Annotated in this window: 13 protein-coding genes; 5 read left to right on the forward strand and 8 right to left on the reverse strand. The window is 72.3% G+C overall.

The annotated features are described in order from the left end of the window. Positions 1-36 precede the first annotated feature (36 nt). From V1260_RS12080 to V1260_RS12095, 4 genes are all read right to left on the reverse strand, one after another. Positions 37-309, reverse strand: a complete 273-nt coding sequence (locus V1260_RS12080) for an HPr family phosphocarrier protein (RefSeq protein ID WP_329747066.1) — start codon at positions 307-309, stop codon at positions 37-39. Between the two features lie 69 nt (positions 310-378). Next, a complete protein-coding gene (locus V1260_RS12085; RefSeq protein WP_329747067.1) occupies positions 379-1,521 on the reverse strand; it encodes a mannitol-1-phosphate 5-dehydrogenase in 1,143 nt (380 codons plus the stop codon). 7 nt (positions 1,522-1,528) lie between these two features. Next, positions 1,529-3,571, reverse strand: coding sequence for a PTS sugar transporter subunit IIA (locus V1260_RS12090; protein ID WP_329747068.1), 2,043 nt, complete (start codon positions 3,569-3,571; stop codon positions 1,529-1,531). A gap of 221 nt (positions 3,572-3,792) precedes the next feature. Next, positions 3,793-4,104: a putative quinol monooxygenase gene (locus V1260_RS12095; protein ID WP_329747069.1), complete on the reverse strand. Its 312-nt coding sequence runs from the start codon at positions 4,102-4,104 to the stop codon at positions 3,793-3,795. A 141-nt stretch (positions 4,105-4,245) separates the two neighbouring features. Here V1260_RS12095 and V1260_RS12100 point away from each other — a divergent pair, with 141 nt between their 5' ends. The 3 genes from V1260_RS12100 (at position 4,246) to V1260_RS12110 (ending at position 5,346) form a co-directional block, all read left to right on the forward strand. Next, entirely contained in the window at positions 4,246-4,758 is a 513-nt protein-coding gene (locus V1260_RS12100) for a DUF2975 domain-containing protein (protein WP_329747070.1), read from the forward strand. Next, positions 4,759-4,971, forward strand: coding sequence for a helix-turn-helix domain-containing protein (locus tag V1260_RS12105; RefSeq protein ID WP_329747071.1), 213 nt, complete (start codon positions 4,759-4,761; stop codon positions 4,969-4,971). Positions 4,972-5,142: 171 nt separating this feature from the next. Continuing rightward, positions 5,143-5,346, forward strand: a complete 204-nt coding sequence (locus V1260_RS12110) for a cold-shock protein (protein ID WP_329747072.1) — start codon at positions 5,143-5,145, stop codon at positions 5,344-5,346. Between the two features lie 105 nt (positions 5,347-5,451). Here the strand turns inward: V1260_RS12110 and V1260_RS12115 are convergent, their stop codons facing one another. Together V1260_RS12115 and V1260_RS12120 are read right to left on the reverse strand one after the other, a co-directional pair. After that, complete coding sequence (locus V1260_RS12115) at positions 5,452-7,704, reverse strand: family 78 glycoside hydrolase catalytic domain (RefSeq protein ID WP_329747073.1); 2,253 nt, start codon at positions 7,702-7,704, stop codon at positions 5,452-5,454. Between the two features lie 75 nt (positions 7,705-7,779). Then, a complete protein-coding gene (locus V1260_RS12120; protein WP_442878158.1) occupies positions 7,780-9,375 on the reverse strand; it encodes a SulP family inorganic anion transporter in 1,596 nt (531 codons plus the stop codon). Here V1260_RS12120 and V1260_RS12125 point away from each other — a divergent pair. Both V1260_RS12125 and V1260_RS12130 read left to right on the forward strand, forming a co-directional pair. After that, entirely contained in the window at positions 9,368-10,087 is a 720-nt protein-coding gene (locus V1260_RS12125; RefSeq protein ID WP_329747075.1) for a M50 family metallopeptidase, read from the forward strand. The genes V1260_RS12120 and V1260_RS12125 overlap by 8 nt on opposite strands. Before the next feature lie 59 nt (positions 10,088-10,146). Continuing rightward, positions 10,147-10,764: a biotin transporter BioY gene (locus V1260_RS12130; protein WP_329747076.1), complete on the forward strand. Its 618-nt coding sequence runs from the start codon at positions 10,147-10,149 to the stop codon at positions 10,762-10,764. Between the two features lie 19 nt (positions 10,765-10,783). Here the strand turns inward: V1260_RS12130 and V1260_RS12135 are convergent, their stop codons facing one another. Next, the gene (locus V1260_RS12135; RefSeq protein ID WP_329747077.1) at positions 10,784-12,223 is read right to left on the reverse strand and encodes a tagaturonate epimerase family protein; all 1,440 of its coding nucleotides are present in this window, start codon (positions 12,221-12,223) and stop codon (positions 10,784-10,786) included. A gap of 50 nt (positions 12,224-12,273) precedes the next feature. Beyond that, positions 12,274-13,290 (reverse strand): zinc-binding alcohol dehydrogenase family protein, encoded by a 1,017-nt coding sequence (locus V1260_RS12140; protein ID WP_329747078.1) that lies wholly within the window; start codon positions 13,288-13,290, stop codon positions 12,274-12,276. Positions 13,291-13,315 lie beyond the last annotated feature (25 nt).

The following is a 13,315-nucleotide window of genomic DNA, read 5'->3' on the forward strand; positions in this document are numbered from 1 at the left end:
AGGTGGGGTGCCCTTCGTCTGTCGTGCGCGGGGCTCTCAGGCGTCCGCGTCGAGATCCGTCTCGAGCAGGTCGCCGAGGGCCTTGAGGGACTCCTCGGCGCCCGCGCCCTCGGCCCGCAGCACGACCTGGTCGCCGTTGCCGGCACCGAGGGTCATGAGCATCAGCATCGAGGCGGCGGGGACGGGGTTGCCGCCGACCTTCTCGATGGTGACCTGGGCGGGCTGCTCGCCGGCGGCCTTGGAGAAGATGGTGGCCGGACGGGCGTGGAGCCCGGAGGCGCTGGCGATGGTGACGGTGCGCTCTGCCATGGGATGGCCTTTCAGTCGGGGTGGTGGTGGCGGGTGCCTACGGGATGGGACCTTAGCGGACCCGTCCCGTCAGAGCTGAGCCTTCCGGGCGGCGATCGCGTCGCGCACGGCAGGGAACAGCGGGTGGTCGGCTGCGAGGCCGGTCACCTCGGTGGTGGCGGCATCGGCGTCGGACGTCCGCAGGATCTCCTGCAGGCGGTCGACCTCCTCATCGCCCTCGGGGGTGAAGGCGAGGGCCGCGGCGAGGGAGCGCAGCAGGGCGTCGGCGGTGAGGCCGCGCTCGGCGAGCTCCGCGGCCGGGCCGATGATCCGGTCGTCCCGGGAGAGCTTGCGCAGGGGAGCGCGGCCCACCCGCTCGACCGGATCGGGCAGCGCCCGGTTCGCGAAACGGCCCTGCACCTTCGTGCGGTAGGCCTCCATCTCCTCGGGGGCGAAGCCGTGCTTGGCCACCAGCAGCGAGGAGGTCTCCTCGAGCACCGCCGCGACCTCGGCCGAGACCTGCGGATCCGCGACCGCGTCGGCGATCGTGGCGTGGCCCGCGGCGAAACCGTGCCAGGCCGCGGTGGCATGGCCGGTGTTCACCGTGAACAGCTTCCGCTCGATGTACGGCCCGAGCTCGTCGACCCAGGTGATCCCCGGGACGTCCGGCTCGGCGCCGCCGAAGGGGCCGCGCTCGACGGCCCACTCGTGGAAGTCCTCGACGGTGACGTCGAGGCCCGAACCCTCGGCCTGCACCGGCACGATGCGGTCCACGGCAGTGTTCGCGAAGAAGGCCTTCTCGTCGAGGTCCTCGCCCGGGTAGTTCGCCCGGATCTCCTGCTCGAGCAGGTCCGTCGCGTTGATCGCGTTCTCGCAGGCGAGGACCGCGATGCGCGGGGCGCCCTCGGGACGCGCCGCGATGCCGGCCGCGATGGCCGGCGCCACGAAGCGCAGGATGTGGGCGCCGACGGCGGTGGTCACCAGGTCCGCGTCGGACAGCTCCGCGGTCAGGGTCTCCGGGTCGCTCGAGGAGTTCACGGCCCGGAAGCCGTCGACGACGGTCTCCGTGGGGTGCTGGCCGACGGTGCGGACCGTGTACGAGTCCGCCGCCTGCAGCTGGCTGATGAGCGCGTCTGCGACATCGGCGAAGACGAGCTCCGCCCCGGCCTCGTGGAGCAGGAGCCCCACGAAGCCGCGTCCGATGTTGCCAGCGCCGAAATGGACGGCCTTCATCTGTGCCTCACTCCCCGTCCTGGAAAATCGCCAGGATCTCGTCCGCGGTGGTCGCCTGCTCGAGCTTCTGCACCTGGGAGGCGTCGGAGAAGGCCATCGCGACCTTCTGCAGCAGCTCCAGGTGCTCGTTGCCGACACCGGCGATGCCGATCGCGAAGCGCACGGTCTGGCCGTTCCAGTCGATGCCGTCAGGGTAGCGGACCACGCTCATCGCCGAACGGCGGATCGAGGACTTCGCCTCGTTCGTGCCGTGGGGGATCGCGAGACCGTTGCCCATGACGGTCGAGACGGTCGCCTCGCGGTCATGCATCGCCGCGACATAGGCGGCGTCCACCGCCCCGGCGGCGACGAGCAGGCCGCCCGCCTCCTCGATGCCGGAGGCGGCGTCGGTCGCGGTGCCGGAGAGGACGATCGACTCGCGGGTCAGGATCGACGCGCCGGCCGGCTGCTCCGCCGGCGCTGCCGCGTCCGGTGCCGCTGCGGCCGGTGCCGCTGCCGCGTTGTTCCGCTGGCCGACGAGGTCGACGACCTCGTCGTAGCGGGGCGAGTTCATGAACTGGTCCACGCTCACGTGCACGGCCGAGCCGGTGCGCTGGCGGGCACGATCGGTGAGCTCCTTCTGGGTGACGACGACGTCCCACTCGTCGCTCAGGTTCGAGATCGCCCGGTTGGTGACCTCGACGTCGTCGAAGCCGGCCGCGCGCACCTTCTTGCGCAGCACGGTCGCGCCCATGGCGGAGGAGCCCATGCCCGCGTCGCAGGCGAAGACGATCTTGCGGATCGGCCCGGTGTGGCCGGAGGCGTCGGCCGCGGCGGCGGCACCCGCCCCCGCACCCGCGCCGGCGAGCGCGCCCGCGACGGAGGACTTCTTGCCCTTCATCTCCTCCATCTTGGCGGTGGCGGCGGCGAGGTCGCCGTCGTCCTGCTTGCCGATCTTGAGGAACAGGGTCGCCAGCAGGAAGCTCACGAGCGCCGCGCCGGCCACGGCGAGGGCGATGCCCAGGTAGGAGTCGCGCGCGGCGACGCCGAAGATCGCGAAGATCGACCCGGGGGAAGCCGGGGCGATCAGGCCGGTGCCGAACAGGACGTTGACGAAGACACCGGTCATGCCGCCGCCGATCGCGGCGATGATGAGCAGCGGCTTCATCAGCACGTAGGGGAAGTAGATCTCGTGGATGCCGCCGAAGAAGTGGATGATCGCGGCGCCCGGGGCGGAGGCCTTCGCGGCGCCGCGGCCGAAGACGGAGAAGGCGAGCAGGATGCCGAGGCCCGGGCCGGGGTTCGACTCGAGCAGGAAGAGCACCGACTTGCCGTCGACCGCGGCCTGGCTGATGCCGAGCGGCGTGAGCACGCCGTGGTTGATGGCGTTGTTGAGGAAGAAGACCTTCGCCGGCTCGATGAGGATCGACACCAGCGGCAGCAGGCCCGCGTTGACGAGGGCGGCCACGCCGTTGGAGAGCAGCGTCATCAGGCCGTTCACGATCGGGGCCAGGCCGAAGAAGCCGACCACCAGCATGAGGAAGCCGAAGATGCCGGCGGAGAACATGTTCACGAGCATCTCGAAGCCGGCGGGGATGTGCTCCTGCCACAGCCGGTCGAGCTTCTTCATGAGCCAGGCGGCCAGCGGCGCCATGATCATCGCGCCGATGAACATGTGCACCTGGCCGAGCTCGGCGTAGTCCGCGGCGTTGTTGCCGGCCGCGACCCACTCCTCGAGCAGGCGGGCGTTCTGCTGGGCGATCAGCCAGTCGGAGCCGCCGATCACGCCCATGGTGGCGATGACGCCGACCACGGCGCCGCGCGCCTCGTAGACCATGCGGCCGCCCGTGTTCGCGATGAGCAGCGGCAGCAGGTAGTGGATCATCGGGCCGACGACACTCGCCAGCGGCTCGTTCGGCGTCCAGCCGTCAGGGATGAAGAAGGCGGTGAGGATGCCCCACGCGATGAGCGCGGGGATGTTCGGCATCACCATGTTCGACAGGGAGGTGCCGACCTTCTGCAGCGCCACGCGCGGGGAGAACCCGCGAGGCGCCTCGGTCGCTGTGGTCATGACTCGTCCTCGACTCCGGGGGCCGCGGCGCACCGGGCGGGGCGCCGGGAGCCCGGGATCGGCACTGACCATGGGGGATGGGGACGTCACAGGCTCAGGAGCAGTCTAGGACGGTCCCACAGGTCAGCACAGGAGGGCGAGGGTCCCGGAGCGAACACGCGGCGCGTGCCGCACGGGGCGAGCGGTTGCCCGGGGCGAGGAGGGTCACCCTCGGGGAGGGGTCAGAGCTGGCCCTGCGCCTCGGTGCCCGCGGGGATCGGGGTCATGCGGGTGACCGTCGCCGGCTTCGCGACCAGGTCCTTCACATCCGCGCGGAGGATCTCGACGACGCTCCCGGAGCCGTGCGTGTCGAGGTCCTCGACCGTCGTCCACTTCTCGATCATGGTGATCGTGCCGTCCTCGGAGTCGTGGATCGCGTAGAGCTCGCAGCCCTGCTCACCGTGCACGGCGGCGATGCCGCGCTGCATGGCGTCGGCCAGCTCCTGCTTGCGGTCGGGCAGGGGGTAGAACACGGCGGTGACGACGACGGTCATCGGAACTCCTTCGAACCAGCGGCGGGGTCGGTCACCTCCGAGGCTACCGGCGCGCGGTGTCCGTACCCCGCGTCGTCCACCCCTCGACAGATCTATCGAGAAACGATAGATTTCTGTCGTTCCTCGAGAGAAGGAGGGGTCATGAGGGCCTCCACCATCGTCATCCTGCGGATCATCCTGTGGATCTCGCTCGCGGGCAGCGCCGTCGTGCAGCTCGCCGTGGTCACCTCCCCCTGGTGGGACCAGGACGCCCCCGACCGCGTCGACGGCATCACGGTCTCGCTGATGGTCCTCGCGGTGCTCGGGATCCTCGCCCTCCAGGTCGTGGCGGTGAGCATCCTGCGCCTGCTCACCCTGGTGCGGAAGGGCCGGGTGTTCTCCGCGCGCTCCTTCCGCGAGGTGGACCGGATCGTCGTCGCCGTGCTCGCGATCGCCGCGGTGGTGCTCGGGGTGCCGATCGTCGGCGCGATCGCCAACCGCCTGCACCCGGGGGATGCGATGGCCCCCGGCATGGTGCTCGTGCTCGGCGGACTGGCCCTCGTGGTCGCAGGGGTGGCGCTGGTGATCCGGGTGCAGCGCCAGCTGCTGGTGCAGGCCACCGAGACCCTCACCCGGGCGGAGCACCTGCAGTCCGAGCTCGACGAGGTGATCTGAGTGGGCATCGTGGTGGACATCGACGTGCAGCTCGCCCGTCGGCGGATGACCGTGGGCGAGCTCGCCGAGCGGGTCGGGATCACCCCGGCCAATCTCGCGGTGCTGAAGAACGGTCGGGCGCGGGCGGTGCGCTTCACGACCCTCGCCGCGCTGTGCGAGGCGCTCGACTGCCAGGTCGGGGACCTGCTGCGGCACGAGCCCGACGGGGAATGAGAGCGGGCGCACACTCCACCGTCCACAACGCGGTGTCGCATGTCGGCTCGGTGCCGTAGGCTCGAAGAGGTCGCTCCGGCGACTGCGCCGCACCTGCGGCGGATCTCCCGTCGGCACCTTCGACGGGGGCAACGGACCACTGAAGTGGTTCACGACCGAAGGAATATCGCCATGGCAACTGGCACCGTCAACTGGTTCAACTCCGAGAAGGGCTACGGCTTCATCGCCCCCGAGGATGGCAGCGCGGACGTGTTCGCGCACTTCTCCGCCATCGTCGGCACCGGCCGTCGCGACCTGGTGGAGAACCAGCGCGTCGAGTTCGACGTGGAGCAGGGCCCCAAGGGCCTGCAGGCGTCGAACATCCGCCCCCTCTGAGACCTCCCGCCCGTCCCTGATCAGGGACCTGCGGATCGCGCCCGTCGCCCCGGCCCCGTGCCGGAGCGGCGGGCGTTCCTCATGTCCTCACCAGTCTCACCAGTCTCACCAGTCCAGGGCGTGCTCCCCGGGCCCGAGCTGCCGGTCCGTGCCCGGGAGCAGCACGCGGGCGCGGGTGCCGTCGGGGACGGTGAGCCGGAGCGTGCGCGCCTCCCGGTCCACCGCCAGCGAGATCTCGCCCGCCCGCGTGCGGCGCGTCATCGTGATCCGGCCGACGGGGACGTCGGGATCCGGCGCCACCAGGAAGTTCCCCCAGCCGTCGGGTCCGCGGCGCAGCCCGGCCACGTTCTCGTGCAGCCAGGTCGCCGGGGTGCCCATGAAGTAGTGCGAACAGGATCGCGGGTCCTCCCACATCTCCATGAAGGTCGAGTTCCCGGCCTCGAGCCAGGCACGCCAGCCGGGTGCCGTGGGATTCGCGAGCACCCGCCAGGCGAGCGCCCCCTGCCCGGCCGCGGAGAGCACCGGGAGCAGGAAGCGCACGCCCAGGTGGCCGCAGTCGTGGTGGTCCCCGGCCCCCTCGATCGCCCGCACCAGGTTCTCCTGCACCGCCGCGACGTGCTCGGCGGGCACCGTGCCGAGCGCGAGGGGGAGCAGGTTCGAGGTCTGCCGGTAGCCGTGGCCGGTGCCTGCGGGGTCGCGGTAGAGACCGCGCTCGGCATCGAGGAAGACCCGGTTCACGGCCTCCTCGAGCTCCTGGGCGGAGGCGCGCAGCTCCGCGCCGCCGGCGAGGTCCGCCAGCTCGAGGGCGTGGGCGAGGCGGCGCAGGGCGCTGCCGACCATCAGGGTGGCGCTGAGCCGCTTGTCGTCGGGGGCGGGGCCGGGGCTGCCCGGGGTGAGGTAGTCGCCGAGCACCCCGGAGATCAGTCCGTCGCCGTCGCGGCGGGACAGCTCGTGGTCGAGATAGCGGCGCGCCGCGGGCTCGTGGGTGCGCACCGCCTCGAGATCCCCGTACTCGCAGGCCAGCTCGTCGAGCAGCACCGGCATCAGCGTGGTCCATTCGGGGGCGGGGGAGAGTTCCTCATAGCCCCAGCCGGGGTTCGGTGAGATGACCGAGAGGGAGCCGTCGGCGCGCTGCGCGTCGACCTGGTCGTCGAGCCACTTGCGCAGCATGCGGTGCATGTCGAAGCTCGTGGTCATCGCCGCGAGCGCGGTCAGCGCGTCGCCGGTCCAGCCGTTCTTCTCGTGCATCGGGGTGTCGGTGGGGACGTGGTGCATGTTGTTGGCGAGCGAGGCGCGCATCGCCGCGTCGAACCGCGCGACGAGGGGCTCCGAGCAGGTCAGGGTGCTCGCCGGGGCGAGATCCGCATGGGCGAGCAGCCCCGCCACCCGCACGTCGGCGAGATCTCCGGCGACGGCCTCGAGCTGCACGTAGCGGAATCCCTTGTAGGAGTGCTGCGGCTCGAAGGACTCGGCGATCCCGGGGCGCAGGCGGACGTCGTCGCGCTGGAAGCGGTCGCCGCGGATGTGCTCGCTGTCGTCGTCGACCGTGCCGTCGGCCCGCAGCTTCTCCCCGTGCCGGGCCCGGAAGGCGACCGGCTCGGCGAGGGCGTCGACGTGCGCGGCGAGCTCGAAGCGGCACCACCCGGCGATCACCCGTCCCAGGTCCAGCACGATCCGTTCGGGCCCCACGGAGACGGTGCGGGGGGCGATCTCCTCGCGCACCACGATCGGCTCCTGGGCCTGGAGCTGCAGGATCGGCTCGTCCCCGACCGCTCGTCGTCGGGAGGCGGGGCGGTCCGGCTCGACGAGCACCGGGTCCCAGGCGGTGTCGTCGTAGCCGGGCAGGCGCCAGGCGGCCGGGTCCTCCCGGGGGTCGAAGGTCTCGCCCGCGTACATCGAGTCGTGCGTCACCGGCCCCGGGGCGGTGCGCCACTCGGGGCCGGTCGCGAGGATCCGCGAGCTGCCGTCGGCGAGGTCCACGCGCAGATGCGCCCAGGCCCGCACCGGTCCCCGCCACGGCGCCTGCTCCCAGCGCCACACGTTCTCGGTCGTGAGGGCGTGGAAGCCGCGACCCAGGTCCAGACCCAGCACGTTCTCGCCCGCCCGCAGCAGCGGGGCGATGTCGACCTCGAGGACCTGCACGCGGGCCCGCGGATCGGTCAGCCCCGGATCCAGACGGGAGGCGGACGCGGGGGAGCCGTTCACCCAGGCGCGCACCGTGCCGAGCCCTGTGTACCGCCAGCGTGCGGACAGCGGCGGGGAGGGCAGGTGCAGCACCGCGCGCAGCAGCGGGTTCTGGGGGTCGTCCCCGGGGGCGGTGATCCATCGGGCATCGAGCGGATCGAGGGCTGCGGACAAGGCTGCCACCTGGTTCTCTGTGCGACGTCGGCGTCGGCGTCAGTCTGTCACGCAGGGAGCGGGGAGCGGGGCGGCTCAGCTCCCGAGGTGGCCCGAGAGCAGCTCCATCCGACGGGCGCTCTCGCCCTCGAGGCCCACGATCCGCGCCTCCTTGCCGCGCTCGGCGTACTTGCCGCGGACCGCATCGAGGGCCGCGACGCTCGAGGCGTCCCAGACGTCCGCGCCCGTGAGGTCCACGATCACCACCTCGGGGTCGCCCGCGTAGTCGAAGCGGTAGACGAGATCGTTGCTCGAGGCGAAGAACAGCTGGCCGTGGACGAGATAGCGGCGCACGTCGACCGTGCCGTCGCCGTCGAGGTCGCTCTCCCACACCGCCTCGATGCTCACCAGGTGCGCGACCCGGCGGGCGAAGGCCACGATCGCGGTGAGCACCCCGGCGATCACGCCCACGGCGAGATTGTGGGTCGCGACGGTCGCCACGACGGTCACCACCATCACCAGGGTCTCCGAGACGGGCATGCGGCGCAGGGTCGACGGGCGCACGCTGTGCCAGTCCACTGTGGCCACGCACACCATGATCATCACCGCCGCGAGGGCCACCATCGGCACCCGGCCCACCACGTCGCTCAGCAGCATCACCAGGACCAGCAGGAACACCCCGGCGCTGAGCGTCGACAGCCGCGTGCGGCCCCCGCCGTCCTTCACGTTGATCATGGTCTGGCCGATCATGGCGCAGCCGCCCATGCCGCCGAAGGCCCCCGCGGCGAGGTTCGCGACGCCCTGCCCCCAGGCCTCCCGGGTCTTGTCCGAGTGCGTGTCGGTGAGGTCGTCGACGAGCTTCGCGGTGAGCAGAGATTCCATCAGGCCCACGAGCGCCATCCCCACGGCATAGGGCGCGATGATCCGCAGCGTCTCGAGGGTGAGCGGCACATCGGGGATCATCAGCGCGGGCAGCGACTCGGGCATCTCGCCCTGGTCGGCGACGTCCGGGACCTGCCATCCGGTGACCACGACCAGGACGGTGAGCACCGCGATCGTGATCAGCGGAGCGGGGATCACGGTGATCAGCCGCGGCACCACGATCAGCAGGGCGAGGGCCAGCGCGAGCAGCGGCAGCACCACCCACGGCACGTCCCCGCCGAACAGGTGGGGCAGCTGGGCCGTGAAGATCAGGATCGCGAGCGCGTTGACGAAGCCGGTCATCACCGAGCGGGGGATGAAGCGCATCAGCCGCGCGACGCCCAGCAGCGCCAGCACGATCTGCAGCACCCCCGCCAGCAGCACCGCGGCGATCAGATGGTCCATGCCGTGCGAGGCGACCAGCGGGGCGATCACGAGCGCGGTCGCCCCCGCCGCGGCCGAGACCATGGCGGGCCGCCCGCCCACGATCGCGATGGTGATCGCCATGATCACCGCCGTGAACAGGCCCACCCGCGGATCCACCCCGGCGAGCACGGAGAAGGACACCACCTCGGGGATCATCGCGAGCGCCACCACCAGCCCGGAGAGCAGCTCGATGCGCAGCAGCCGCGGGGAGCGGAGGGCGGAGAGGATCGAGGGCGGGCTCGCCTGGGAGTGGGCAGGGGCGTCGGGGAGGACGGAGGATCGGGTCACCGGGACATGATCCCAGGCTCCGCCCCGGGGCCGCTGGCACGATGGCCCGATGGACATCCCCGGAGCGCTCGCGGCCGTGTGGCGGCGGATCCCGCCCGACGCGGCCCCCTCGCCCGGCTGGTGGCTGGTGCTCGCACTCGTCGTGACCGCGCTCGCGGTGAGCGTGCCCGTGCTGTGGCGGCTGACCCGCCCGGCCGTGACGATCGTGCACGAGCTCGGCCACGCCGTGGTCGGCGTGCTCTGCGGTCGGCGCTTCACCGGCTTCGTGGTCAGCGCCGACATGTCCGGGCACGCGGTGACCGTCGGGCCCACCCGCGGGTTCGGCCGGATCGCGTCCACCTGGGCGGGCTATCCGGCGCCCGCGATCCTCGGCGCGCTGCTGGTGCAGATCGCCCTCGCCGGCTGGGGGCGCACGGCGCTGTTCGCGGCCCTGATCGCGCTGGTCCTCGCCCTGGTCTTCTCTCGGTCGCTGCACACCGTGCTCGCCGTGCTCGCCACCGCAGCGGGCGTCGGCGCCCTCTGGTGGTGGGGCGGCCCGGGACCGATCGCGCTGCTCACCCTCGCCGCGGGCGCCTTCCTGCTGCTCGGTGCGTGGCGGCACCTCGGGGCGGTGATCGCCTCCGGTCGCAGCGGCGACGATCCCGCGCAGCTCTCCCGGCTCACGGCTCTGCCCGCCGGGGCCTGGACCGCCTCCTTCGTCCTCGTCCTCGCCGCCTGCACCCTGTGGGCGGGGGCGCTGCTCGCCGGACCGCTGGGCGATCTGCTCTGAGACCGCGGCTCGCGCCTGGTCTACGCTGGGCGCTTCCGCCCGCCGTCCCGAGGAGCCCCATGTCTGCGATCGCCGTCCCGGCCCGCCGCCCCGTCCTGGCCGATGCGCTGCCCGCGCACCGAACCCTGCTGACCGATGCGGGGCTGATCCTCGCCGGCGTCGTCGTGCTCGCCGCGCTCGCGCAGGTGACGATCCCGCTGCCGCTCGTGCCGATCACCGGGCAGACCCTCGGCGTGATCCTCGTCGGCGCGTCCCTCGGCTCCCGTCGGGGCGCCCTCTCGATGCTCGCCTACCTGCTGGTCGGCCTCGCGGGCGCGCCGGTCTTCGCCGAGTTCTCCGGCGGGCCCGCCATGCTCCTCGCCCCGAGCTTCGGCTTCGCGCTGGGATTCGTGCCCGCCGCCTTCGTGGCCGGCTGGTTCGCGGAGCGGGCATGGGATCGTCGGCCGCTGATGGCGCTGGCCGGCTTCCTCGCCGCGAGCGCGGTGCCCTTCCTGGTCGGCGTCCCGTACCTCGCGATGATCCTGCACTCGGTGATGGGTGTGGAGATCACGCTCGGCTCGGTGCTCGCCGCGGGCCTGTGGCCCTTCCTGCCCGGTGGCGTGGTGAAGGCCGCGATCGCCGCGGTGCTGCTCCCCGCCGCCTGGCGCGGGGTGCGGGCGCTCGACGCGCACCGCTGACCCCGCACCGAGGCGGACCTCAGGCTCGGGCTCCGGTGCCGGCGCTGAAGGGCGCCAGGTGGCGGCCGATGTGCTCGGCGACCACCGCGGTGTGCTCCTCCTGGTGGGCGGCGACGACCCGCACGAAGCGGTCGTGGATCGACTCGCCGGAGGGCAGTGCGCCGTTGAGGGAGTCGCCGTAGCCGACGTGGAGGATCTGCCGGGCATCGTCCGAGCGGATCAGCTCGGTGAGGTCGACCCCCTCGAGGGTGGTGGGGGTGCGGTCCTCGTGCGCGGAGACCTGGTAGCTCGCGCGGGCCTTCACGTAGGAGGCGCGGGAGATCTCCCAGATCGTGGCGAACAGCTCCGGGTCGTGGACGGCGATGACCTCGAGGGCGCACAGGTAGCTGGTGCCGGAGGTCTTCAGATGCACGTGGCCCTGCGTCGCCTCGACGCACAGCGGGTAGATCGAGAACTTGTCCGAGCCCGAGTGCAGCGAGATGCGGTAGCCGCCGAACTGCTCGGAGATCGCGTGATGGGCCTCGAGGTTCCGGCGCAGCTCCTCGGCATCGCCGAGGAAGTCCAGGCCCTTCTCGAAGCCGTCCACGTAGCGCGGGGCGAAGCTGAACCAGCTCGCCCCGAGGCGCTTGAGCTCGGTGGCCAGGTAGAAGTGCTCGAAGAAGGTGGTCAGCCAGGCCGTCTCGTCGACCGCGAACTCGATCTCGATCTCGTGACGGGCGTTCTCCATGGCGTGGCGGTACAGACGGATCGCCTCGGCGACCGCCGCCCCGTACTTCACGGTCGCGGTGATCACGTCCTGCTCGGTGACCTCGATCTGCGAGTGGCCGACGTCGAGGGTGAGGCCGGCGTAGCGGGCGAGCGTCTGCTCGAGGGTGTCCTCGAGGGCGTCCCAGGGCAGGGAGGCGGCGTCCGCCGCGGTGACGCCGCCGGTGACGTCGGCGACGTGATCGCCCGGATCGAGCGTGAACATGACGAATCCGGCCTCGAGGCCGCGGTCGATGCCCTCGGTGGTCTTGATGTGGTCGCAGTCCGCGCCGAAGCCGCCCTCCCAGCCGGCCTCGAGCAGGCCGAAGACCGCCTCGTCCATGACGGTCCGGGCCGAGCGGCCCAGACGGTCCATCTCGCGGATCGACTGCTGGGCCAGCACCGGCATGACCCCCTGGCCGTGGGCGGCGAAGGCCGCTGCCTGCCCGGGACCGGCCAGGCCGATGCGGTCGCCGGTCCCGACCGAGGTGCGGTGGCGGCTGATCAGCTGCGGGCGCAGCACCTCGAAGGCGTCCTGCAGGGCCTTCGCGTTGGCGGTACTGAGCGGGCCCTCGAGCAGATGGGCCTCGCCGTCGGGGCGGATCTCGCCCTCGAAGGGGGCGAGCGCGTCCGCGGCGGCGGCGCGCACGTGCAGGGAGCGGACGGCGCCGTCGTAGTGGATGTCGGCCTCGAGCGCGTCGGTGCGCAGGGTCATGGATCTCTCCGATCAGAAGGGGTCTGAGGTGGGGTCTGTGCGGGGTGGGGTCAGCGGGTCAGGTCAAGCAGGATCTTGAGGTCGGCCGTGGCGCCCTCGGCGGCCGCGCGCAGCACGGCGGGCGCCTCGGCGAGCGGGACCGTGCGGGTGCGCAGCGGGGAGACGTCCACGGCGCCGCCGGCGATCAGCTCGATCAACTCCGGGAAGACATGGCGGCTGTTGCGGGAGCCGAGCACGTCCAGCTCCTTCTTGATCAGCGCGGACTGATTGAAGGTGACCTCGCGGGTGCCGTTGCCGATGAGCACCAGCCGGGCGCCGACGGCGGCGGCCTCGATCGCGCCGAGGAAGGAGACCGGGAGGCCGGTCGCCTCGAGCACCACGTCGAAGCCGTCCCCGTCGGTGGCGCGGGCGACGAGGTCGGGGATCTCCTCCGTGCGGAGATCCGCGGTGCCCTCGGCGCCGAGGGAGGCGGCGAGCTCGAGGCGGTCCGGGAGGATGTCGGCGCTCCAGACCCGCGCCCCGTGCGTCCGCGCGGACAGCAGGGTGAGCTGGCCGATCGTCCCGGAGCCGAGGACCAGCACCCGCTCGCCCTCGCGCACCCCCGCCCGGCGCACGGCATGGTGGCCGATCGAGAAGGGCTCCACCAGCGCGAGGTCGCGGGGGTCGAGGCCGCGGGCGGCGTGGAGCCGGTCGACGGGCAGGGTGATCAGCTCCTGGAAGGCGCCGTCGCGGTGCACGCCCAGGGTCTCGTTGTGCACGCAGGCGTTGATCAGCCCTCGGCGGCACGAGTAGCAGGTGCCGTCCTGCAGGTAGGGGACGCCGGTGACCACGTCGCCCGGGGCGAAGCCGCCCGGATCTCCCTCGATGCGCACGATCTCGGCGGAGAACTCGTGGCCGGGGACGCGCGGGTAGCTCGCGAAGGGCTGCGTGCCGCGCAGGACCTGGAGGTCGGAGCCGCAGATCCCGGCGTAGAGGATGCGCAGCAGGGCCTCGCCCGCCGCCGGGACGGGGTCGGGGACCTCCTCGACCTGGACCTCGCCCGGTGCTCGCACGCGCAGCGCTCTCATGGTGCTCCTCTCGGCGCCTTCGCCC

It is taken from the genome of Brachybacterium sp. J144, assembly GCF_036321705.1.
GTDB lineage: Bacteria > Actinomycetota > Actinomycetes > Actinomycetales > Dermabacteraceae > Brachybacterium.

What these genes read in the sequence shown, in the direction of transcription:
- V1260_RS12080 (WP_329747066.1), bottom strand. Translation starts at nt 309, where the DNA reads ATGGCAGAGCGCACCGTCACCATCGCCAGCGCCTCCGGGCTCCACGCC.
- V1260_RS12085 (WP_329747067.1), bottom strand. Translation starts at nt 1,521, where the DNA reads ATGAAGGCCGTCCATTTCGGCGCTGGCAACATCGGACGCGGCTTCGTG.
- V1260_RS12090 (WP_329747068.1), bottom strand. Translation starts at nt 3,571, where the DNA reads ATGACCACAGCGACCGAGGCGCCTCGCGGGTTCTCCCCGCGCGTGGCG.
- V1260_RS12095 (WP_329747069.1), bottom strand. Translation starts at nt 4,104, where the DNA reads ATGACCGTCGTCGTCACCGCCGTGTTCTACCCCCTGCCCGACCGCAAG.
- V1260_RS12100 (WP_329747070.1), top strand. Translation starts at nt 4,246, where the DNA reads ATGAGGGCCTCCACCATCGTCATCCTGCGGATCATCCTGTGGATCTCG.
- V1260_RS12110 (WP_329747072.1), top strand. Translation starts at nt 5,143, where the DNA reads ATGGCAACTGGCACCGTCAACTGGTTCAACTCCGAGAAGGGCTACGGC.
- V1260_RS12125 (WP_329747075.1), top strand. Translation starts at nt 9,368, where the DNA reads ATGGACATCCCCGGAGCGCTCGCGGCCGTGTGGCGGCGGATCCCGCCC.
- V1260_RS12120 (WP_442878158.1), bottom strand. Translation starts at nt 9,375, where the DNA reads ATGTCCATCGGGCCATCGTGCCAGCGGCCCCGGGGCGGAGCCTGGGAT.
- V1260_RS12130 (WP_329747076.1), top strand. Translation starts at nt 10,147, where the DNA reads ATGTCTGCGATCGCCGTCCCGGCCCGCCGCCCCGTCCTGGCCGATGCG.
- V1260_RS12135 (WP_329747077.1), bottom strand. Translation starts at nt 12,223, where the DNA reads ATGACCCTGCGCACCGACGCGCTCGAGGCCGACATCCACTACGACGGC.
- V1260_RS12140 (WP_329747078.1), bottom strand. Translation starts at nt 13,290, where the DNA reads ATGAGAGCGCTGCGCGTGCGAGCACCGGGCGAGGTCCAGGTCGAGGAG.